The 19,703-nt window shown below is 73.7% G+C and carries 21 protein-coding genes and 1 riboswitch; of the genes, 5 read left to right on the top strand and 16 right to left on the bottom strand.

What is annotated here, in order from left to right:
• Positions 1-264: 264 nt before the first annotated feature.
• From ACFYON_RS08800 to ACFYON_RS08780, 5 genes are all read left to right on the top strand, one after another.
• Positions 265-1,740, top strand: coding sequence for an NAD(P)/FAD-dependent oxidoreductase (locus ACFYON_RS08800; protein ID WP_354863916.1), 1,476 nt, complete (start codon positions 265-267; stop codon positions 1,738-1,740).
• A 69-nt stretch (positions 1,741-1,809) separates the two neighbouring features.
• Positions 1,810-1,920: riboswitch (SAM riboswitch) on the top strand.
• Between the two features lie 33 nt (positions 1,921-1,953).
• Positions 1,954-2,079 (top strand): hypothetical protein, encoded by a 126-nt coding sequence (locus tag ACFYON_RS08795; RefSeq protein ID WP_354863917.1) that lies wholly within the window; start codon positions 1,954-1,956, stop codon positions 2,077-2,079.
• 108 nt (positions 2,080-2,187) lie between these two features.
• A complete protein-coding gene (locus tag ACFYON_RS08790) occupies positions 2,188-3,042 on the top strand; it encodes an ABC transporter substrate-binding protein (RefSeq protein WP_354863919.1) in 855 nt (284 codons plus the stop codon).
• Between the two features lie 38 nt (positions 3,043-3,080).
• Positions 3,081-3,857: an amino acid ABC transporter permease gene (locus ACFYON_RS08785; protein WP_354863921.1), complete on the top strand. Its 777-nt coding sequence runs from the start codon at positions 3,081-3,083 to the stop codon at positions 3,855-3,857.
• Positions 3,854-4,591 carry an amino acid ABC transporter ATP-binding protein gene (locus tag ACFYON_RS08780; protein WP_354863923.1) on the top strand — a complete coding sequence of 246 codons (738 nt, stop codon included), beginning with the start codon at positions 3,854-3,856 and terminating at the stop codon, positions 4,589-4,591. The genes ACFYON_RS08785 and ACFYON_RS08780 overlap by 4 nt, the downstream gene beginning before the upstream one ends.
• Before the next feature lie 26 nt (positions 4,592-4,617).
• Here the strand turns inward: ACFYON_RS08780 and ACFYON_RS08775 are convergent, their stop codons facing one another.
• The 16 genes from ACFYON_RS08775 to ACFYON_RS08700 all read right to left on the bottom strand — a co-directional run bounded on the left by ACFYON_RS08775 (position 4,618) and on the right by ACFYON_RS08700 (position 19,650).
• Positions 4,618-5,538 carry a carbohydrate ABC transporter permease gene (locus ACFYON_RS08775; protein ID WP_354863925.1) on the bottom strand — a complete coding sequence of 307 codons (921 nt, stop codon included), beginning with the start codon at positions 5,536-5,538 and terminating at the stop codon, positions 4,618-4,620.
• A complete protein-coding gene (locus tag ACFYON_RS08770) occupies positions 5,535-6,560 on the bottom strand; it encodes an ABC transporter permease subunit (RefSeq protein WP_354863927.1) in 1,026 nt (341 codons plus the stop codon). The genes ACFYON_RS08775 and ACFYON_RS08770 overlap by 4 nt, the downstream gene beginning before the upstream one ends.
• On the bottom strand, positions 6,557-8,236 hold the full coding sequence (locus ACFYON_RS08765; protein WP_354863929.1) for an extracellular solute-binding protein: 1,680 nt from the start codon (positions 8,234-8,236) through the stop codon (positions 6,557-6,559). Before ACFYON_RS08765 ends, ACFYON_RS08770 begins: the two co-directional genes overlap by 4 nt.
• Before the next feature lie 107 nt (positions 8,237-8,343).
• Complete coding sequence (locus tag ACFYON_RS08760) at positions 8,344-9,033, bottom strand: RibD family protein (protein ID WP_354863931.1); 690 nt, start codon at positions 9,031-9,033, stop codon at positions 8,344-8,346.
• On the bottom strand, positions 9,030-9,659 hold the full coding sequence (gene ribA, locus ACFYON_RS08755) for a GTP cyclohydrolase II (protein WP_354863933.1): 630 nt from the start codon (positions 9,657-9,659) through the stop codon (positions 9,030-9,032). Before ribA ends, ACFYON_RS08760 begins: the two co-directional genes overlap by 4 nt.
• 69 nt (positions 9,660-9,728) lie before the next feature.
• Positions 9,729-10,649: a lysylphosphatidylglycerol synthase transmembrane domain-containing protein gene (locus tag ACFYON_RS08750; RefSeq protein ID WP_354864488.1), complete on the bottom strand. Its 921-nt coding sequence runs from the start codon at positions 10,647-10,649 to the stop codon at positions 9,729-9,731.
• Between the two features lie 123 nt (positions 10,650-10,772).
• Positions 10,773-11,582, bottom strand: a complete 810-nt coding sequence (locus tag ACFYON_RS08745; protein ID WP_354863935.1) for a class I SAM-dependent methyltransferase — start codon at positions 11,580-11,582, stop codon at positions 10,773-10,775.
• Entirely contained in the window at positions 11,579-12,616 is a 1,038-nt protein-coding gene (locus ACFYON_RS08740) for a glycosyltransferase family 4 protein (protein ID WP_354863937.1), read from the bottom strand. Before ACFYON_RS08740 ends, ACFYON_RS08745 begins: the two co-directional genes overlap by 4 nt.
• A 4-nt stretch (positions 12,617-12,620) precedes the next feature.
• Complete coding sequence (locus ACFYON_RS08735) at positions 12,621-13,019, bottom strand: 6-carboxytetrahydropterin synthase (protein WP_030499242.1); 399 nt, start codon at positions 13,017-13,019, stop codon at positions 12,621-12,623.
• A 2-nt stretch (positions 13,020-13,021) separates the two neighbouring features.
• Positions 13,022-14,041 (bottom strand): zinc-binding alcohol dehydrogenase, encoded by a 1,020-nt coding sequence (locus ACFYON_RS08730; protein ID WP_387188584.1) that lies wholly within the window; start codon positions 14,039-14,041, stop codon positions 13,022-13,024.
• Between the two features lie 49 nt (positions 14,042-14,090).
• Positions 14,091-14,363: a hypothetical protein gene (locus ACFYON_RS08725; RefSeq protein WP_354863941.1), complete on the bottom strand. Its 273-nt coding sequence runs from the start codon at positions 14,361-14,363 to the stop codon at positions 14,091-14,093.
• Positions 14,364-14,458: 95 nt separating this feature from the next.
• Positions 14,459-15,514: an ABC transporter ATP-binding protein gene (locus ACFYON_RS08720; RefSeq protein WP_354863943.1), complete on the bottom strand. Its 1,056-nt coding sequence runs from the start codon at positions 15,512-15,514 to the stop codon at positions 14,459-14,461.
• Positions 15,511-16,308 carry an ABC transporter permease gene (locus tag ACFYON_RS08715; RefSeq protein WP_354863945.1) on the bottom strand — a complete coding sequence of 266 codons (798 nt, stop codon included), beginning with the start codon at positions 16,306-16,308 and terminating at the stop codon, positions 15,511-15,513. The genes ACFYON_RS08720 and ACFYON_RS08715 overlap by 4 nt, the downstream gene beginning before the upstream one ends.
• Positions 16,305-17,087: a molybdate ABC transporter substrate-binding protein gene (gene modA / locus ACFYON_RS08710; RefSeq protein ID WP_387188588.1), complete on the bottom strand. Its 783-nt coding sequence runs from the start codon at positions 17,085-17,087 to the stop codon at positions 16,305-16,307. The genes ACFYON_RS08715 and modA overlap by 4 nt, the downstream gene beginning before the upstream one ends.
• Complete coding sequence (locus ACFYON_RS08705) at positions 17,084-17,485, bottom strand: MerR family DNA-binding transcriptional regulator (protein WP_354863949.1); 402 nt, start codon at positions 17,483-17,485, stop codon at positions 17,084-17,086. The genes modA and ACFYON_RS08705 overlap by 4 nt, the downstream gene beginning before the upstream one ends.
• Positions 17,486-17,580: 95 nt before the next feature.
• Entirely contained in the window at positions 17,581-19,650 is a 2,070-nt protein-coding gene (locus ACFYON_RS08700; protein WP_387188590.1) for a heavy metal translocating P-type ATPase, read from the bottom strand.
• Between the last annotated feature and the right edge of the window lie 53 nt (positions 19,651-19,703).

The raw sequence follows: 19,703 nt of genomic DNA, 5'->3' as shown, positions 1-19,703 counted from the left end.
CCGCATTCCCCGTCCGGCCCCGCCCACACCCGTCTGCCCCGACCGGCACCACCCGCCCCGGCTCCCCCCTGCGCCGTCGATCATGAGGTTGGCGGCGACAAATCGGACGCCCCGCACCGTCAACTTCATGATCGACAGGGCGGGACGGGCTGTTGAGGGGTGGGACGAGCGGCAGATCGGTGGGGCCGGGCAGGTGAGGACCGCGGCGGGGCGGGTATGCGCGCTGCCGCATCGGCAGGCTGGCGGCGGGGGGGCGCGGACGGCATGGGAGGCGGTGACGGGACCGCGATCATCGGGGCGGGGCCGGCAGGGCTCACCGCCGCATACGAGCTGCTGCGGCACGGCGAGCCGGTCCGGGTCTACGAGGCCGACGACGTGGTGGGCGGGATCAGCCGGACGGTGGAGCGCGACGGGTGGCGCTTCGACATCGGCGGGCACCGCTTCTTCACCAAGGTGTCCCGGGTCGAGGACTTCTGGCACGAGATCCTGCCGGACGAGGACTTCCTGCTCCGGCCGCGGATGAGCCGGATCTACTACCGGGGCGCGCTGTTCGACTATCCGCTCAGCGCCGGCAACGCGCTGCGCAACCTCGGCCTGCTGGAGGCGGTGCGCTGCCTCGGCTCGTACGGCCGGGCCCGGCTGCGCCCGCCGAAGGACCAGTCGCACTTCGAGGGGTGGGTGTCGGCGCGGTTCGGCTGGCGGCTCTACTCGATCTTCTTCAAGACCTACACGGAGAAGGTCTGGGGGATGCCGGCGGACCAGTTGCAGGCCGACTGGGCCGCCCAGCGGATCAAGAACCTGTCGCTGGCCACGGCGATGCGCAACGCGCTGCTGCCCCGGCGCAACCGCACGGACGTGACCAGCCTGATCGAGGAGTTCCAGTACCCGAAGCACGGCCCGGGGATGATGTGGGAACGCTGCGCCGAGGAGGTCGCCAGGCGGGGCGGCACGGTACGCACCGGCGCCTGGGTGACCGAGGTGCACCGGGATCCGGCCGCGCGGCGGGCCACCGCCGTGACGGTCGCCGACGCGGGCGGGGAGCGCACCGAGCCGGCCGCGCACGTGATCTCCTCGATGCCGATCTCGGCGCTGGTGCGGGCGATGCGCCCGGAGGCGCCGCCCGAGGTGCGGGCCGCCGCCGACGACCTGCGGTACCGGGACTTCCTGACCGTGGCGCTCGTGGTGCCGGAGGAGTTCTCGTTCCCGGACAACTGGATCTACGTGCACGACCCGGCGGCCCGGGTGGGCCGGATCCAGAACTTCGGCTCATGGTCGCCGTACCTGGTCAAGGACAGCCGGACCTGCCTGGGGCTGGAGTACTTCGTGTTCGAGGGCGACGAGATGTGGCGGACGCCGGACGCCGAGCTGATCGCCTTCGCCACCGGCGAGCTGGAACGGCTCGGCCTGGTCAAAGCCGGCTGTGTGGAGGTCGGCTACGTGGTCCGGATGCCGAAGGCGTACCCGGTCTACGACGAGCGGTACCAGCGCAACGTCGACGTGATCCGGGACTGGCTGGCCGCCAACGTGCCGAACGTGCACCCGGTGGGCCGCAACGGCATGCACCGGTACAACAACGCCGACCACTCGATGCTCACCGCGATGCTGACCGCGGAGAACATCGCGCACGGCGCGGAGCACGACGTCTGGACCGTCAACGTGGAACAGGACTACCACGAGCAGCGCAGCCCGTCGCGGCACGGCACCGGCCGGGACGCGCCGGTCGTCCCGGCCCGGCGGTGAGGCGCCGCGCGTGAGGGTGGTCATAACGGCTGGACGGCCGCCAGTGTGGTGCTGCTAGCCTTCTGGGCAGGTCATGAGCGCCAGCGTCAAGCCCCGGCTCGCTGGCCGGCAACCCTCCTCCGCGGTGGGGTGCCCCGGGTGAAGACCAGGCACCGGCAGCCGCCGGTGCAAGCGTGGCCTGGCACCCAGGTCAGCACCAGACCAGGGAGACCGATGTCCGCACCACCCTCCACCCCCTCCGGCGACGTCGCCGCATGCCCGGCCCGCTTCGCGCTGGTCAAGCGCCGCCACGTCGACCTGATGCGGGTGTGCAGCGACGGCTGTAGCAGCGCGCGCTGAGCTGACGCCACCCCTTCTTTCCCCGATCCACCCTTCTCCGGCCCGGCCGTCCGTCCGGCGGGCCGGCGTCGACGCGCGCCGCGCGTCCGTCCACTCTGGAGAGACATCGTGCGTTTCCGTACCGTCCTGACCCGTGCCGCCGCCGTCGGCGCGGCGGCTCTGCTCGCCGTCACCGCGCTCACCGCCTGCGGCGGCGACGACACCGACGCGGCCGACAACCCGTACGGCCTGCTGCAGCCCGGCGTGATCCGCGCCGGCACGCTCACCGACGCCCCGCCGAACGTCTTCCTCAAGGACGGCGAGTTCACCGGCTTCGACAACGAACTGCTGCGCGCCGTGGCCGACAAGATCGGCCTGAAGGTGGAGTTCGTCGGCACCGACTTCTCCGCCCTGCTCGCCCAGGTCAACAGCGGCAAGTTCGACGTGGGCAGCTCCTCGATCACGATCACCGAGGCGCGGAAGAAGACGGTCGACTTCGGCAACGGCTACGACTTCGGCTACTTCGGCCTGGACGTGCCGGCCGGCTCCCCGATCACCGGCTTCGACCAGCTCGCCGGCAAGCGCGTGGTGGTGGTCCAGGGCACGGTGCAGGACGACTACGCCACCAGGCAGAACCTCGACCCGGTGCGGGTGCCGGACTACAACAGCGCGATCAACCAGCTCAAGGCCGGCACCGCGGACGCCTGGATCGCTCCGGCCGAGATCGGCGACAAGTCCGCCGCCGACAGCAACGGCAAGATCAGGATCGCGGCGAAGCAGCTCAGCCCCACCCCGACCGCGTACGCGGTGGCAAAGGGCGACGACAAGCTGCGCGAGGCGCTGAACAAGGGCCTGGACGAGGTCATCGCCGACGGCACGTGGAGCCGCCTGCAGGCCGAGTACTACCCGGGGCGCCCGGTCCCGGCCGACTTCAGGCCGGGCAGCGGGTCGGTGGCGGTGCCGTCGCCGACGGCCGCCTCCTGACCCGGTAACCGAGCACGAGCAGGGCGGACGGAGCGGACATGGATCCACTGAGCACCCTCTGGGAGACGTTCTTCGACTGGGACTCGATGCGCGAGGCGTTGCCCGAGATGCTCACCGTCGGGCTGCCCAACACGCTGACCCTGGCGGTCTCCGCCGCCCTGCTCGGTTCGGTGCTGGGCATGCTGCTGGCCGTCGCTGGCATCTCGCGTACCCGATGGTTGCGGTGGCCGGCGCGGGTCTACACCGACGTGTTCCGCGGCCTGCCGGCCGCGGCGACCATCCTGCTCATCGGCGTGGGCCTGGCGCCGCTGGGCATGCGGGTGTGGGGGCCGAACCCCTATCCGCTGGGCGTGCTGGCGCTGTCGCTGATCGCCTCGGCCTACCTCGGCGAGATCTTCCGAGCCGGCATCCTGAGCGTGGAGGCCGCCCAGTTGGAGGGCGCACGGGCGCTGGGCTTCTCCTGGGGTGAGGCGATGCGCCTGGTGATCATCCCGCAGGGCGTACGCCGGGTCCTGCCCGCCTGGGTCAACCAGCTCATCTCGCTGATCAAGGACTCCAGCCTGGTCTACTTCCTCGGCCTGCTGGCCAGCCAGCGGGAGTTGTTCCGGATCGGGCAGGACTACGCGGCGAACACCGGCAACCAGTCCGCGCTGCTGCTGGCCGGGTTGTTCTACCTGCTGCTGACCGTGCCGCTGACCCACGCGGTCAACTGGCTGGACCGGCGCCTGCGGCAGGGCCGCCCGGCCGCGCCGCCCGAGCCCGAGCCGGACGACGAGCCGGCCGGCCTGACCCCGTCCGGAAAGGACCCGCGATGACCACCACGACCTCGGTCAGCCTGGCCGTCCGCGACGTGCACCTGGCCTTCGGCGCGCACCGGGTGCTGCGCGGCGCGGACCTGGACGTGGCCCGGGGCCGGGCGGCCTGCGTGATCGGCCCGTCCGGCTCCGGCAAGTCGACACTGCTGCGCACCATCAACCGGCTGATCGAGCCGGACCGGGGTGACGTGCTGCTGGACGGGCGCAGCGTGCTGCGCGACGACCCGGACGCGCTGCGCCAGCGCATCGGCATGGTGTTCCAGCAGTTCAACCTGTTCCCGCACCTGAGCGTGCTGCGCAACATCACGCTGGCGTTGCGCAAGCTCAAGAAGCTGAGCGAGGACGAGGCGGTGTCGCTCGCCCGCGCCCAGCTCGACCTGGTCGGCCTGGCCGGAAAGGCGGACGCGCGGCCGGCGCAGCTCTCCGGCGGCCAGCAGCAGCGCGTCGCCATCGCGCGGGCGCTCGCGCTGCGCCCGCAGGTGATGCTGTTCGACGAGGCGACCAGCGCGCTGGACCCGGAGCTGGTAAAGGGCGTGCTCGCGGTGATGGCGGACCTGGCCGCCGCCGGGATGACCATGGTCGTGGTGACGCACGAGATGGGCTTCGCGCGCAGCGTCGCCGACACCGTGGCGTTCATGGACGCGGGCGTGGTGCTGGAGGCCGGGCCGCCGGAGGCGGTGTTCGAGGCGCCGGAGCATCCCCGGCTGCGGCGTTTCCTGTCCCAGGTGCTCTGACGCGCCCGGCGCGGTGAAGCGCCGCGTCAGCCCTTCACCGCGCCGATCAGCACGCCCTTGACGAAGTGCCGCTGGATGAACGGATAGACGGCGACGATCGGCGCGACGGTCAGCACCACCACCGCCATCTTGACCGCCTCGGTCGGCGGCATGGTCACCCCGCTGCTCGCGCCGGAGGTGTGCGGGGCCTGCCCGGCCAGCAGGTAGCTCTGCAGCACCCGCTGGATCGGGTACATGTCGTTGCGGTCGATGAACAGCAGCGCGTCGAACCAGACGTTCCAGTAGCTGACCGTGTAGAACAGGCCGACCACGGCGATCACCGCGCGGGACAGCGGCAGCACGATGCGCGCGAGCGTACGGAAGTCGCTCGCGCCGTCGATGCGGGCGCTGTCCAGCAGCTCCGACGGGATGCCCTGGAAGAACCCGCGCACCACGACCAGATTGAACACGCTGATCGCCGGCGGCAGGACCAGCGCCCAGATGGTGTCCTTCAGGCCCAGCCCGGTGACCACCAGGTAGCGCGGCACCAGCGGCGGGTAGACCAGGAACGGGATCAGGAAGTACGCGAGCAGCCAGCGGTGCCCCAGCGAGCCCGGCCGGGACAGCCCGTACGCGGCGAGCACGGTGACCGTCAACGCGATGGCGGTGCCGAAGACGGTCACCAGCGTGCTGATCCACAGCGCCCGGGTGACCGCGCCACCGGCGAAGATGGTCTCGTACGCCGAGGTGTCGACGCCCCGGGGTACGACCACCAGGCCGCCGGCCCGCGCGATGGTCTCCCGGGAGGAGAGGCTGGTCACCAGGATCACCCAGAGCGGGAACAGCACGCCCGCCACCAGCACGGTGAGCAGGACGGCCTTGAGCCCCTGCCCGAGCGGGGTGGGCGGTTCCTGCCACACCGCCCGGCGGGATCGGTCGCCGGCGGCCCGGCGGATGAGCGTGGTCATGACTTCGAGTAGATCCCTCGTTCGCCGAGCATGTGCGCCACCCGGTTCGCGGCCAGGATGAGAACCAGCCCGATGACGGCCTTGAACAGTCCGGCCGCCGCGCCGTAGCCGTAGTTCCCGGTGGCGATGGAGAAGTGGTAGACGAAGGTGTCGAGCACCTCGGCGGCCTGCCGGCCGACGGCGTCGCGTTGCAGCAGGAACTGCTCGAAGCCGACCGAGAGCGCGTCGCCCAGGCGCAGGATGAGCAGCAGCACGATCACCGGCCGCAGGCCGGGCAGCGTGATGTGCCACAGCCGCCGCCACCGGCCGGCGCCGTCCGCGGCGGCGGCCTCGTAGAGGTTCTGGTCGATGGTGGACAGCGCGGCCAGGAAGACGATCGTGCCCCAGCCGATGTCCTTCCACACCGCCTCGACGGTGACCAGGACGATGAACGTGTCCGGGTTGGTCATCACGTTCCACGGCTGCATCCCGGCCTCACGCATGCTCTGCGCGAGCAGCCCGGCACCGCCGAGCATCGCCACGAAGAACGTCACCACCAGCACCCAGCTGAAGAAGTGCGGCAGGTAGACGATGGTCTGGATCAGTCCCCGCAGCCGGCTGGACAGCAGGTTGTGCAGCGCGATCGCCAGCAGGATCGGCAGCGGGAAGAAGAACACGAGCTGGAACGCGGTGATCGCCAGCGTGTTGCGGAACGCGTCCCAGAACGCCGGGTCGTCGAACAGGAGCTGGAACTGCCCGAAGCCGATCCAGTCGCTGTGCAGGAACGCCTGCCACGGGTTGTCGCCCAGGTAGGGGTTGTAGTCCTGGAAGGCGATCACGTTACCGGCGATCGGCAGGTAGCTGAAGATCAGCAGGATGAGGAAGCCGGGCGCCACCATGGCGAGCAGTTGCCAGTCCCGGCGCAGCCGGGTGCGCAGCGGCACCCGGCGACGGGACGGGCGGCGGCGGGGCGGGCGGCCCGGTGGGGCCGGCGCGTCCGGCCGGGTCCGCTCGGACCCGGCCAGGACGGCCGGCTCGTTCACCGGCCCTCCTTGGGCAGCGAGTCGGCGAGCAGCTTGCGGGCCTCCTCGCCGCCGTTCGCCTTCCACTCCGCGACGATGCCGTCCACGTCGGCGATCGGACGGCGACCCCGCAGCACGTCGGTGAACTTGTCCTCGGTGGGCACCTGGTTGGCCTTGTACGCGGCCGGCATCTCCAGCTTCACTCCCGCCCAGGGGTTGGGTTCCATGTGCTTCACCATCTCGTTGGAGTACGCGAGCACGTCCGGCACGAAGCGCGGGGTGTCCGGGAACGGCCCGATGGTGGGGTTGCGGCCGCTGATGAAGAAGTACTGGTTGGCGATCTCCTTGAACGCCAGGTCGGTCTTCACCGGGCCGTTCGGCGACGGGGTGTGGTGCTTGCCCGCGACGCCGAAGTCCCGGAGCTGCGCCTCCTGGCTGCCGAGCGGCGCGGAGCACCAGTTGATGATCCGCAGCAGTTCCTGGACCCGGTCCTTGCCGAGCCCCTTCTTGACGAACGTGTAGGAGATCGGCTCGTCGTCGCCCCAGACCAGCGGGTCGCCGCCGGTGGCGGAGAAGATCGGCACCGGCTGGATGTTCAGCTTGGGGTTGGTCTTCTGGTGCTCGGCCTGGGCGCCCTGCCAGAAGCCGACGCCGTCCTGGTGGAACACGATCGCGCCGCTCTTGGCGAACAGTTGCTTGGCGTCCGCGCCCCTGCTGGCCACGATGTCCGGGTGGACCAGGCCGTCGGCGTAGATCTTGGCCATCACCTCGAGCGCGCGGCGGAACTCTGGGGTCTCGTACTTGAACTCGGGGGTGCCGTCAGACTTGACCCGCCATCCGCCCTTGTGGCCCGGCACCCGGTGGAACATCTGGATCATGGCGAAGACGTCGTTGAACGCCCACACCTTGCGCGCCGGGTCGGTGACCTGCTTGGCCACGGCGAGCAGGTCGTCCAGGTTCGCCGGCACGGCCAGGCCGCGCGCGTCGAGCAGGTCCTTGCGGGTGAACAGCGCCCAGGGGAACGGCCCGTCCGTGGGGTTGGGCACGGACATGATCCGCTCGTTCCAGACCGCGCGCCGCCAGGCCCCGGTGGGAAAGCTCGCCAGCATCGGGTACGTGGCGGCGGCGTCGCCCTTCAGGTGGTCGGTCAGGTCCTCGAAGAGCACCTTGATCGCCTCGGCGAAGCGCGGGATCTTCTCCACCTCCCACCCCGGCACGCACAACAGGTCGGGCACGTCCCGCGCGCCGAGCATGGCGTTGAGCTTGTCGGCGTACGTGGCGCCGTCCTGGATGGTGAAGTTGACCGGGGTGCCCAGCTCGGCGTTGACCGCCTGGAGGTAGGCGCTCTGCGCCACCCCGGGCGGTGCCGGGCCCCAGGCGGGGGTCATCGCGGTGACCTGCTTACCGCTGGTGCCGGGCTTGTCGGTGATGGCGTCGACGAGGTTCGCCGGGTAGCTGGTGTAGCCGTCGGGCACCGGGCGGGTGCCCACGATGTCGGGCTTGACGGCCCCGGGCAGGTCCTTGCGGGTGGGCAGCAGGCCGGAGACGGCGTCGAGGTCCTGGGCGGCGCCGGAGCCGGACGGCTTCTCCGAGCAGCCGGCGAGCAGCGGGCCGGTGGCGGTGGCGGCCACGCCGAGGCCGACCATGCCGAGGAAGCGGCGGCGGGATGAGCCCGGGTCGGGGTGGTGCGCGGTCATCGGTCCCCCTTCGGGAAGGGAAGCGCAGCGGATTAGTTCGTATGGATGGTCAACAAACTAATCACGACCGTGAGCTTGCACAAGGGCGGACCGGATCAGACGGGCGGTCAGGCCGGGCAGCGGTCGGACAGCGCGTAGCGGGTGAGGACCACGTCGCCGATCTGGCGCACCTCGACCACCCGGGCCCGGCGCCCCGGGTGCCACGGGAAGCGGCCGTCCCCGACGAACCGCGGCGCCCGCCCGTCCCCCACGAAGAACGGCGCCACCACCAGGTGCAACTCGTCCGCCAGGCCGGCGGTCAGGAACTGGCGGTGCATCGACCCGCCGCCCTCCACCATCAGGCGCGTCACCCCGCGCCCGGCCAGGTCGGCCACCACCGCCTCCGGGGTGGCCGGATCCCCCGCGTCGACCACCGTCGACACCGCGCCCACCTGCTCGCGTGCCTTGTCCACCACGCCGCTCGGGCAGTACACCAGCTTGAGCCCGTCGCCGGTGGTGAAGAACCGCGCCCCCGGATCGAGGTCGCCGCTGCCGGTGACTGTCACCTTCACCGGCGACGGCGGCAACCCGCGCGCCGCCCGCTCGGCCCGCCGGTGCTCGCTGCGCACCAGCAGGCGGGGGTCGTCGCGACGCACGGTGGCCGCGCCCACCAGGATCGCGTCGCACCCGGCCCGGGTGGCGTCGACCCGGTCCAGGTCGTCGTCGTTCGACAGCAGCAGCCGCTCGGCGCTGGCGTCGTCGATGTAGCCGTCGATCGACATCGCGCAGCTGAGCAGCACGTACGGGCGGGTGGTCACGGCACGAACGGCAGGTCGAGGGCGTGGTCGGCGCGGGTCACCTTGGCCGCCAGATAGCCGGCGTTCGCCGGGGACAGGTGCACGCCGGTGGACACCCGGTCGGCCACCGTCACGCCCAGCCGTTCGATCTGGGCCGCCTTGTCCGGGTTGTTGCTGAGCAGGGCCACCCGGTCCACGCCCAGCGCGGCGAGCATCTGCGCGGCCACCGTGTAGTCGCGCTCGTCGGCGCCGCGCCCGAGCGCCAGGTTCGCCTCGTACGTGTCCAGCCCGTCGTCCTGCAGGGCGTACGCGTCGAGCTTGGCGTACAGGCCGATGCCGCGCCCCTCCTGCCGCAGGTAGAGCAGGTAGCCACCGGCCTCGGCGATGCGCTGCACCGCCTCGCGCAACTGCGGCCCGCAGTCGCAGCGCTGGCTGCCGAACACGTCCCCGGTGAGGCACTCGCTGTGCGGGCGGACCAGCGGCGGGTCGGCGTCGGTGTGCTCACCGAGCCCGAACGCCAGGTGCTCGCGTCCGTCGACGAGACCGTGGAAGGTGTGCACGCGGGCCGTGGTCACGTAGCCGTCGGGGAACCGGAGCGGAACCGTCACGCGGGTCCGGACCGTCGCGGTGGGCAGCGTTTTGTCCATGGTTCTCCTGTCGTCCGGTCGCCGGGCGGACCCGGCGACGCACACCTCGCTCCCCCACCGTAGGCGGGATCACCGACAGTTGCCGGGCTCGGGCCGGGGCATCCGCCGTGCCAGCAGCACCGCGGCGCCCGGCAGGCTGGCCACCAGGACCAGCGCGCCGTACACGGTGCCGGCCGCCACACCCTGTGCGGCGGTCAGCCCGGCCGAGGCGAACGCCCACGCGGCCACCCCCTCGCGCGGCCCGAAACCGCCCACGTTCAGCGGCACCGCCATGGCCATCAGGGCGAGCAGCGTCAGCGGCAGCAGGTGCGACAGCGGGGCATCAGCGCCGGCCGTGCGGGCGGCCACCACGAACGTGGCCAGGTGACCGGCGAACACCACAGTCGAGGCGACCACCACACCGGCCCAGGTCCGGCGGCCCAGCAGCCCGGACCGGACGTCGGCGACCGCGGTCCGGGCGGCGCGGGCCCAGCGCGACGCGCCGGAGCGGGGCACCGCGCGGGCGGCGAGCACCAGCGCGAGCGCGACCACGGCGAGCGCGGCGGCCAGCGCGGGCAGGTACCGGCGCACCGGCGACGGGAACGCGGCGAGCAGTGCCACAGCGATGACCACCTGCACCACCTGCCCGGCGGTGCGTTCCCAGACCACCGCCCGCACGCCCCGGGCCACGTCCCCGGCGTCGCGACCGTGCCGGACCGCCCGGTGCACGTCGCCGAGCACGCCACCGGGCAGCGTGGAGTTCAGGAAGACCGCCCGGTAGCAGTGCGCCACCGCCGCGCCCATCGGCAGCCGTACGCCCAGCCCACCGGCGACAAGCGACCAGCGCCAGGCGCAGCAGACGGTGGTGACCACACCGATGCCGAGCGCGGCGGCCAGCGCGGGCGCGTCGATCAGCCGCAGCCCGGCCAGGAATGGGCCGGTGCCCACCGACGCGACGAGCGCGGCGAGCACCGCGAGTCCGAGCAGCGGACGTACCCATGCTCCGTTCAGCCGGGCCCGGCGCGGCCGGGCCGGTAAGGATGCGACGGCCGGTACGGGCCCGGCGACGGCGACGTGTGACAAACGGTCCTCCCTTGTTCCCACCGGTTGTCACGTGCCAGCGACCGGTACGGTTCAGCCGGCGAGCAGGTCGGCGTGGTGCAGCACCACCCCGAGCCGTCCGGCGGCGGCCTCGGCGAGCCGCCACTTGTGATACGTCGCGGAGGGCCCGGACAGATGCGGTCGTTCCTCGATCGCCGCGCCGACCCACCCGGTGAGCCACTCGGCGGCCAGCTCCGCCTGCTCCGGGCCGAGCCGCCACGGGGCCGGCCGCACCACCGTCTCGACGCCGTGGCGGCGGAACGCGGCCACCGTCACGTCCAGGGCATCCGGGCCGAGCAGGACCCGGCCGTCGACGGTACGGCGCTGGTGGGCGTTGAATGCGGCGGTCAGCTCGGCGTCGAGCGGGTCCGGCGGGGTGAACTCGACCCGCCCGGTCACGGTGAGCGCGAACAGCGTCGGGTGGCCGGCGCAGGCCGCCGCCATCCGCTCGACCTCCTCGGCGGTGAGCATGTCCAGCAGCGCGGACGCGGTGACCAGGTGCGCGTCGGCCAGGTCGGCGGCGGTCAGCCGGGTGACGTCGGAGCCACGCGTGGTCACGGTGACCTCGGCGCCGTCGGCAGCGGTGAGCCCTCCGGCCCGGGCCAGCGCGAGCAGGTCCGCGTCGCGTTCGTGCAGCACCCAGCGTTGCGGGCCGGGCAGCCGGGGCGCCAGCCAGCGGGCCATCGAGCCGGTGCCGCTGCCCAGGTCGTGCACGACGAGCGGGCGGCCGGCAGGCAGCCGGTCGCGGACCGCGTCGGCCAGCTCGGCGCTGCGGGCCGCCGCGTCGGCGGGCTCCCGCAGTCGCAGCCAGTCCGCGAAGCCGGGCGGGAGTGAGGTGGTCATGCCGCTGTCGCCTCCTTCAGTGCCGTCGCCAGCCGGTCCACTGTGGCCGGCCAGCCGGTGAGGGTGTGCCGCCGCTGCCGGGCGGCGTGGCGCAGCCGGTCCCGCAGGCCGGCGTCGGTGAGCCAGCGGCGCAGCGCCGCGGCGGTCGCGCCCGGATCGGCCGGTGGCACCAGCAGGCCGGGCCGGTCGCCGCCGGGGGCGTGCCCGAGCGTGTCCGGCAGGCCGCCGGTGTCGCTGGCCAGCACCGGTACGCCCCGGGCCAGCGCCTCGGTGACCACCATTCCGTACGTCTCCCGCCGGGAGGGCTGAACCAGCAGATCGGCGGCGGCGTACGTGGCGGCCAGGTCGGTGCCGGCGCGCGGCCCGGTCAGCCGGACCCGTCCGCCGAGGCCGGTGGCGTCGAGGCGCCCGCGCAACCCCTCGGCGAACGCCCGGTCCCGGTCCAGCGGACCCACCCAGTCGCAGGTCCAGTCCAGGTCCGCCACCTCGGCGAGCGCGTCGGCCAGCACGTCGTGGCCCTTGACCGCGGTGACCGCCGCGACGCAGAGCAGCCGTCCCCCGCCGGGCGTGCCGGCGGCGACCGGCGCCGGGTCGACGCCGGGCGGGGCGACCGCCACCCGCTGCGGTGGCAGCGCGTACCGGTCGAGCAGGCGGCGCCGGGTCCACTCGCTGGTCGCGACCACGGCGGTGGCCGCCGCCAGCGACCGTGCCTCCGTCTCGCCCTCGATCGGCAGGTGCACCAGGACGACCAGGCGCAGCCGCGCGGCGTGCGGGGCGAGGACGTCCGGCACGGTCGAGGCCACCAGGCCGTCGAGCAGCACCGGTACGCCATCGGGCAGCCCGCCGAGCAGGCCGGCCAGGCCGGCGCGCTCCCGTGGCCCGGGGTGCGGCCAGCCGCCGGGCACCTGGTGTTCGCGTACCGTCCAGCCGCGTTCGGCCAGGCCCCGGCAGACCTGGCGGTCGTAGGCGTTGCCGCCGCTGGGGTCCGCCGGGTCGTCGATGTCGCCCGGCAGCACCACGTGAACGACGCTCATCCGGTCAGAGCGACCGCTCGTAGCTCGCCCAGGCGATGTGCGACTCGTGCAGGGTGACGGTGATCCCGGTCAGGCCGCGCGCGCCCTCCCCCAGCCGGCCGGCCGCCACCGCGTCGGCGAGCCGGTCGGCCACCGTGCGGGCCAGCACCTCGGTGGTGGTGTTCACCCCGGTGAAGGCGGACTCGTCGTCGAGATTGCGGTAGTTCAGCTCGCCGAGCACGGCCTTGAGCTGCTCGGTGGCCAGCCCGATGTCGACCACGATCCCGTCGTCGTCCAGCTCCGGCCGGCGGAACGTGGCGTCGACGACGAACGTCGCGCCGTGCAGTCGCTGGGCGGGGCCGAAGACCTCGCCGCGGAAGCTGTGGGCGACCATGATGTGGTCCCGGACGGTCACGCTGAACACGTTCACTCCTCGCCGTAGGTGATGAGATGGCACAGCGCCGGCAGACGGCCCGAGGCGAGCCGCTCCAGCACGTCGGGCAGGTCGTCGAAGCGGGAGCGGCCGGTGAGCAGCGCGTCGAACGCCGGGTCGGCCAGCAGGTCCAGGGCGAGCGCGAGCCGGTCGGCGTAGCTGCGGTCGGCCCGCCGGGGCGACACGGTGCCGACCTGGCTGCTGCGGATGCCCAGCCGTCGGGAGTGGAACGCGCCGCCCAGCGCCAGCGTGACCGGCCGGTCGCCGTACCAGCTCAGCTCCAGCACGGTGCCCTCCGGGCGCAGCAGCTCCAGGCCGCGTTGCAGCCCGTCGGCGGTGGCGCTGGCGTGCACCACCAGGTCGCGCTCCCCGGTGGCGTCGGCGGGGGTGGCGAAGCCGGCGCCGAGCGCGGCGGCCACCTCGGCGCGGGCCGGGTCGGCGTCGACCAGTTCGACGCGTACGCCGGGGAAGCGGGCCAGCAACGCGGTCACCGCACAGCCGACCATGCCGCCGCCGATCACCGTGACCCGGTCGCCGACCAGCGGCGCGGCGTCCCACAGCGCGTTCACCGCGGTCTCCACGGTGCCGGCCAGCACCGCGCGCTGCGCCGGCACGCCGTCCGGCACGACAGTCACGGCGTCGGCCGGGACCACGTACGCGCTCTGGTGCGGGTAGAGGCAGAAGACGGTACGGCCGAGCAGCCGCTCGTCGCCCGCCTCGACGGTGCCGACGCTGAGGTAGCCGTACTTCACCGGTGCCGGGAAATCGCCCTCCTGGAACGGCGCACGCATGGCGGCGTGCTGGTCGGCCGGGACGCGCCCGGTGAAGACCAGCGTCTCGGTGCCGCGGCTGACCCCGGAGAAGCGGGTACGGACAAGCACCTCGCCCGGGCCGGGCGGGGCGAGCCGGACCGGCCGGATCTCGCCCTCACCGGGGGCACGGAGCCAGAACGCGTGGGCGTCGACCGTCACGAACTCTCCTCTTCCCCGCATTCCGACCGAGTTGTCGATCATAAACACGGAAGCGGGGCGCCAGCGGTTCGAACCGCCCGCGACCCGGTGCTCAGGCGGCGCGCCGGCGCTGCTCCGTACGCCAGGTCTCGGACTCGGCCCGGCCGTCGTGCCGGTCCCCGGCCAGCTCCATGGCCCGGTGGGCCGCGGTCAGCGCGTCACACGGCGCGACCTGGCCGTCACACAGCAGGCTCTCGCACCGGCCGGACTCGTCGGGCCGGTGGGCGGCGGCAACGTCGTACGCGGCACGCCACAGCAACGGATCGGTCACGCCCTGTGGCAGAGCGGCGTCCTGACTGGACCTGTTGCGGATCGTGTCGGGCACCGTGTTCCCCTTTGCGTCGTCGCTACCGTCCCAGTGACCGGTTGAGCGCAGATCAAACCTCTCACCTGCGCACACGTCCTGACCAGCGGTGTTTGTCACGCCGGATAGGCACGCGTCTCGGCTGCCTTGACCGCTGCCCAGACCGGCCGGCCGGGGATCAGTCCGAGATGGGCCGCCGCGGCGGGCGTGACGTCGGCGGCCATCTCGACCGGCCCGGTGAGCTGCACGCGCAGGTTGTCGCCGTGGCGCTGCACGCCGGTCACGGTGGCCGCCCAGACGTTGCGCGGGCTCCCCTCGGGCCGGGAGGGGTGCAGCGCCACGGCCGACGGCGGGTACGCCACGAACGCGTCACCGTGGACGGTGTCGGCGACGGTGAGCGTCAGCTCACCGACAGTGACCGAACGCCCGTCGGCGTGGCCGCGGTGCAGGTTGAGACCGACGAGCCGGGCCACGTAGTCGGTGCGTGGCCGGGCCGTGACGGTGGCGGCGTCGCCCTCCTGCACGACCCGCCCGTCCTCCACGATGACCAGTCGGTCGGCGAGCACCAGGGCGTCGAGGGGGTCGTGCGTGACCAGGAGCGTCGCGCCGGGGTGCGCGCCCAGGTGGCGCTGGAGTTCGGCGCGGGTGTCCAGCCGGGTCCGCGCGTCGAGCGCGGCCAGGGGCTCGTCGAGCAGCAGCAGGGCCGGGTCGACGGCGAGCGCGCGGGCCAGGGCGACCCGCTGGGCCTGACCGCCGGAGAGCTGCCGGGGCCGGCGGCGGGCCTGGTCGCCGAGGCCGACCCGGTCCAGCCACCGTTGGGCCAGGGCGCGGGCGGCGCGCTTGTCGGCGCCCCGGCGGCGCGGTCCGAACGCCACGTTGTCCAGCGCGCTGAGGTGCGGGAACAGCAGGTAGTCCTGGAACACCACGCCGACGGGCCGCCGCTCCGGCGGCGTCCACACCCGGCGCCCGGGCCGGTCCAGGTCGGCGCCGTCGAGCGTGAGATGCCCGGCGCGCAGCGGGTGCAGCCCGGCGAGCACCCGCAGCGCCGTGGTCTTGCCGGCGCCGTTGGGGCCGAGCAGCGCCACCACCTCACCGGCGGCGATGCGCAGCGGCACGTCGAGGGTGAAGCCGTCCCGCTCGGCGACCAGATGCGCGTCCAGCATCACCGTCATGTGCTGCCGACCCACTTGTCGCGCAGCGCGGCGAGGATGACCACAGAGACGGTGAGCAGGATCAGGCTCAGCACGATCGCGGCCTGTAGGTCGGTCTCCAGCGCCAGGTAGACCGCCAGCGGCATGGTCTGGGTGCGGCCGGGATAGTTGCCGGCGAACGTGATGGTGGCGCCGAACTCACCGAGGGCGCGCGCCCAGCAGAGCACCGCCCCTGCCGCCACGCCCGGGGCGACGAGCGGCAGCGTGACCCGGGTGAAGGTGGTGAACCGCCCGGCGCCGAGCGTGGCGGCGGCCTCCTCGTACCGGGGGTCGGCTCCGCGCAGCGCCCCCTCGACGGCGATGACCAGGAACGGCATGGCCACGAACGCCTCGGCCAGCACCACCCCGGCGGTGGTGAACGGCAGCGTCACCCCGAACGTCTCGTCCAGCCACGACCCGATCAGCCCGCGCCGGCCGAAGACCAGCAGCAGCGCCACGCCGCCGACCACCGGCGGCAGCACCAGCGGCACGGTGACCAGCGCCCGGACCAGCCGTCGGCCGGGGAACTCCACGCGGGCCAGCAGCCAGGCCAGGGGTACGCCGAGCGCCACGCAGAGCAGCGTGGCGACGGTGGCGGTCTCCAGGGACAGCCGCAGCGCGGTGAGCACACCCGGCTCGGTCAGCCGCCGGGGCAGCGTGGTCCACGGCGCGCGGAGCAGCAGACCGGCGAGCGGCAGGACGAGGAAGGTCAGGCCGAGCCCGGCGGGCACGAGCAGGGCCACCGGCACCCGCTGCCGGCGTACGGTGCGGCTCATGCGCCGGGCGGCGCCTGGAACCCGGCGGCGGTGAGCACGGCGAGCCCGGCGTCGGAGCGGACGAAGTCGACGAAGGCGCGGGCGCCGGCCGGGTTGCCGGCGGCGCGCAGCACCACGATCGGGTAGTCGTTCACCGCGCGTGCGGACTCGGGGAACTCGACCGCGTCGAGCCCAGGTGCGGCGCGGACGTCGGTGCGGTAGACCAGCGCGGCGTCGACCTCGCCGAGGCGCAGCTTGGCCAGCGCGCCCTTGACGTCCTGTTCGAGCGTGGCGGGGGTGAGCCGCACACCGGCGGCGTCCAGCGCGGTGCGCGCGGCGGCGCCGCAGGGCACCTGCTCCGCGCAGAGCGCCACCTTGACGCCGGGACGGGCGAGGTCGGCCAGGCCGCCGACCCGGGCCGGGTTGCCCCGGGGCACGGCGACGACGAGCTGGTTGCGTACCAGCACCGCCGGTTCACCCGCCGCGTCACCGGCGTCGGTGACCGTCTTCATGGTGGCCGGGGACGCGGCGGCGAACACGTCGGCCGGTGCGCCCTGGGTGATCTGGGTGGCCAGCCCGGAGCTGCCGCCGAAGTTGAACCTGACGGTGCTGCCCGGGTGCGCGGCCTGGTACTCCTTGCCGAGCGTGGTGAACGACTCGGTGAGCGAGGCGGCGGCGAACACGGTCACCGGACCGGTCCCGTCGGGTCCGGCCGGTTCGTCGGCTCCGCCGCAGGCGGCCAGGCCGAGCGCCGCCACCAGCCCGGCGGCGAGCGCGGCGCGGATCCACCGTACGGTCACGGGCCTGTCCTTCCCCTCGGGTTGACGGCGCGTTCGACCACCACGGTGGTCGACTTGATCACCGCGACGGCGACGGAGCCGACCTGGAGGTCGAGGTCGTCGACGGCCTCACGGCTCATCAGCGACACCACCCGGAACGGCCCGGCCTGGATGTCCACCTGGGCCATCACGGTGTCCTTGACGACGGCGGTGACGATGCCGCGCAGCCGGTTGCGGGCCGAGGACAGCTCGGGGTGGCCGGGGGCGCGGACGAACGCGGCCACGTCCGCGCCGTCGAGCACCCGGTGGCCGTGCTCGTCGCGGCTGGCCGGCAGCTTGCCGGCGTCGATCCAGCGGCGGACCGTGTCCGCGCTGACCCCGAGCAACTCCGCCGCCTCGCCGATCCGGAACACCGTCACGCCGCCCACCCTAGCGGCCCGCAGGTGCGAGCTGGAAGGGGCACAGCGGCTTGCATCCGCGAACCGTCCGGCCACTCAGGAACCGGAACTGCGGTTCAGTCGACCGGCGCGATCCGGACCCGGCGCAGCAGTTGGGCGTTGAGCGCGACCACGATGGTGGAGGCGGACATCAGCACCGCGCCCAGCGCCGGGCTGAGCGCGATCCCCGCCCACGCGAGGACACCGGCGGCGAGCGGAATCGCCACCACGTTGTAGCCGGCCGCCCAGGCCAGGTTCTGCCGCATCTTCCGGTACGACGCGCGGGACAGCCGGATCACGCCGCCCACGCCGCGCGGGTCGGAGCCGGCCAGCACCACCCCGGCGGACTCGATCGCCACGTCGGTGCCGGCGCCGATGGCCAGGCCGACGTCGGCGCGGGCGAGCGCCGGTGCGTCGTTCACGCCGTCGCCGACCATCGCCACGGTCAGGCCGCGCTCGCGCAACCCGGCCACCGCCTTGTCCTTGTCGGCCGGGAGGACCTCGGCGAACACCTCGTCGACGCCGGGCCGGAAACCGAGGTCGGCGGCGACCGCCTCGGCGACCGGGCGCGCGTCGCCGGTGATCATCACGATCTTGCGTACGCCGAGGTCGCGCAGCTCGGCCACGGCGGCCCGCGCCTCCGGGCGGACCTGGTCCTCCAGCCCGAACGCGGCGGTCACCTCGGGCGGGCCGCCCTCGGGCAGCCGGATCAGGTGCAGCACCGCCGCACCGCGGCCCGACCACTCCCGCGCGGCCCGGGCCAGGTCGTCCGGCACCGCGGCGTCGAGTTCGCGCAGCAGCGCCGGCCCGCCGACCGCCCAGTCCACGCCGTCCACAGCGGCGCGCACACCCCGGCCGGCAAGTGCTCGGAAGCCGCACGCGGCGGGACGGGCGCCGCGGGCGTCGGCGGCGGCGACCAGCGCCCGGGCCAGCGGGTGCTCGCTGTCGGCCTCCACCGCGCCGGCCAGGGCCAGGGCGCTCGTTTCGTCCATCCCGCCGGTGGTGGCCACCCCGGTCACCGTGTGCCGGCCGGTGGTGAGCGTGCCGGTCTTGTCGAACAGGACCGTGTCGACGGTGCGCATCCGCTCCAGCGCGAGCCGGTCCTTGACCAGGATGCCGGCGCGGGCCGACAGCGCTGTGGACAGCGCCACCACCAGCGGGATGGCCAGGCCGAGCGCGTGCGGGCAGGCGATCACCAGCACGGTCACGGTGCGTACCACCGCCTGGTCGGGGTCGCCGAGCAGCGCCCAGACCGCGAACGTGGCCAGGCCGGCGAACGCCGCCAGGTAGAACAGCAGCGCGGCGAACCGGTCGGCGAGCACCTGCGCGCGTCCGCCGGACGCCTGCGCCTCGGCCACCAGCCGTCCGATTCCGGCCAGCGCGGTGTCCGCGCCGACCGCCTCGACGCGTACCCGGAGGGTGGAGTCGGTGGCCACGGTGCCGGCGACCACCCGGTCTCCGGCGGCGCGGGCCACCGGCCGCGACTCCCCGGTGATCATCGACTCGTCCAGTTCGGCGGCGCCCTCGACGACCCGGCCGTCGGCCGGCACCCGCCCGCCGGGGCGCACCAGCACCAGATCGCCCACGTGCAGCTCGGCGACCGGCACCGGATGCGGCCGCCCGGCCTCGTCCAGGCGTTCGGCGTCGTCGGGCAGCAGCGCCGCGAGGGCGCCGAGCGCGCCGCGCGCCTGCCCGACCGCCCGCATCTCCTGCCAGTGACCGAGCAGCATGATGGTCACCAGTGCGGCCAGCTCCCACCAGAAGTCCAGGTCGAACAGGCCGAGGCTGGTGGCGGCCGAGGCGAGATACGCCACCACGATCGCCATCGAGATCAGCAGCATCATCCCGGGGCTGCGTTCGCGCAGCTCACGCAGCCCGCCGGTGAGGAACGGCCAGCCGCCGTAGGCGAACACGACGGTGCCGAGCACCGGGCCGACCCAGCGCACGCCGGGGAAGTCCAGCGAGTAGCCGAACCAGTCCATCACCATGTGGCTGGTGGCGACGATCGGCACGGTGAGCGCCAGGCTCAGCCAGAACCGGCGGCGGAACTGCTCCGGGTCGTGCCCGGCGTGCGCGCCGCCGTGGCCGCCGTGGCCGCCGTGGTGGCCGGTGTCGTGGCCGCCGTGGCGGCCAGGTCCGTGCTCCATCGAACGTCACCTCCGCCGACCACCATACCCCCAGGGGGTAATCGGCGGCGTCC

The sequence above is a fragment of the Micromonospora sp. NPDC005686 genome, assembly GCF_042871665.1.
Taxonomy (GTDB): domain Bacteria; phylum Actinomycetota; class Actinomycetes; order Mycobacteriales; family Micromonosporaceae; genus Micromonospora.
This window is presented reverse-complemented; position numbering and strand designations above follow the sequence as displayed.

Coding starts and splice junctions, on each gene's coding strand:
- ACFYON_RS08800 (WP_354863916.1), top strand. CDS start 265: ATGGGAGGCGGTGACGGGACCGCGATCATCGGGGCGGGGCCGGCAGGG.
- ACFYON_RS08795 (WP_354863917.1), top strand. CDS start 1,954: ATGTCCGCACCACCCTCCACCCCCTCCGGCGACGTCGCCGCATGCCCG.
- ACFYON_RS08785 (WP_354863921.1), top strand. CDS start 3,081: ATGGATCCACTGAGCACCCTCTGGGAGACGTTCTTCGACTGGGACTCG.
- ACFYON_RS08780 (WP_354863923.1), top strand. CDS start 3,854: ATGACCACCACGACCTCGGTCAGCCTGGCCGTCCGCGACGTGCACCTG.
- ACFYON_RS08775 (WP_354863925.1), bottom strand. CDS start 5,538: ATGACCACGCTCATCCGCCGGGCCGCCGGCGACCGATCCCGCCGGGCG.
- ACFYON_RS08765 (WP_354863929.1), bottom strand. CDS start 8,236: ATGACCGCGCACCACCCCGACCCGGGCTCATCCCGCCGCCGCTTCCTC.
- ribA (WP_354863933.1), bottom strand. CDS start 9,659: ATGGACAAAACGCTGCCCACCGCGACGGTCCGGACCCGCGTGACGGTT.
- ACFYON_RS08745 (WP_354863935.1), bottom strand. CDS start 11,582: ATGACCACCTCACTCCCGCCCGGCTTCGCGGACTGGCTGCGACTGCGG.
- ACFYON_RS08740 (WP_354863937.1), bottom strand. CDS start 12,616: ATGAGCGTCGTTCACGTGGTGCTGCCGGGCGACATCGACGACCCGGCG.
- ACFYON_RS08730 (WP_387188584.1), bottom strand. CDS start 14,041: ATGATCGACAACTCGGTCGGAATGCGGGGAAGAGGAGAGTTCGTGACG.
- ACFYON_RS08720 (WP_354863943.1), bottom strand. CDS start 15,514: ATGACGGTGATGCTGGACGCGCATCTGGTCGCCGAGCGGGACGGCTTC.
- ACFYON_RS08715 (WP_354863945.1), bottom strand. CDS start 16,308: ATGAGCCGCACCGTACGCCGGCAGCGGGTGCCGGTGGCCCTGCTCGTG.
- ACFYON_RS08700 (WP_387188590.1), bottom strand. CDS start 19,650: ATGGAGCACGGACCTGGCCGCCACGGCGGCCACGACACCGGCCACCAC.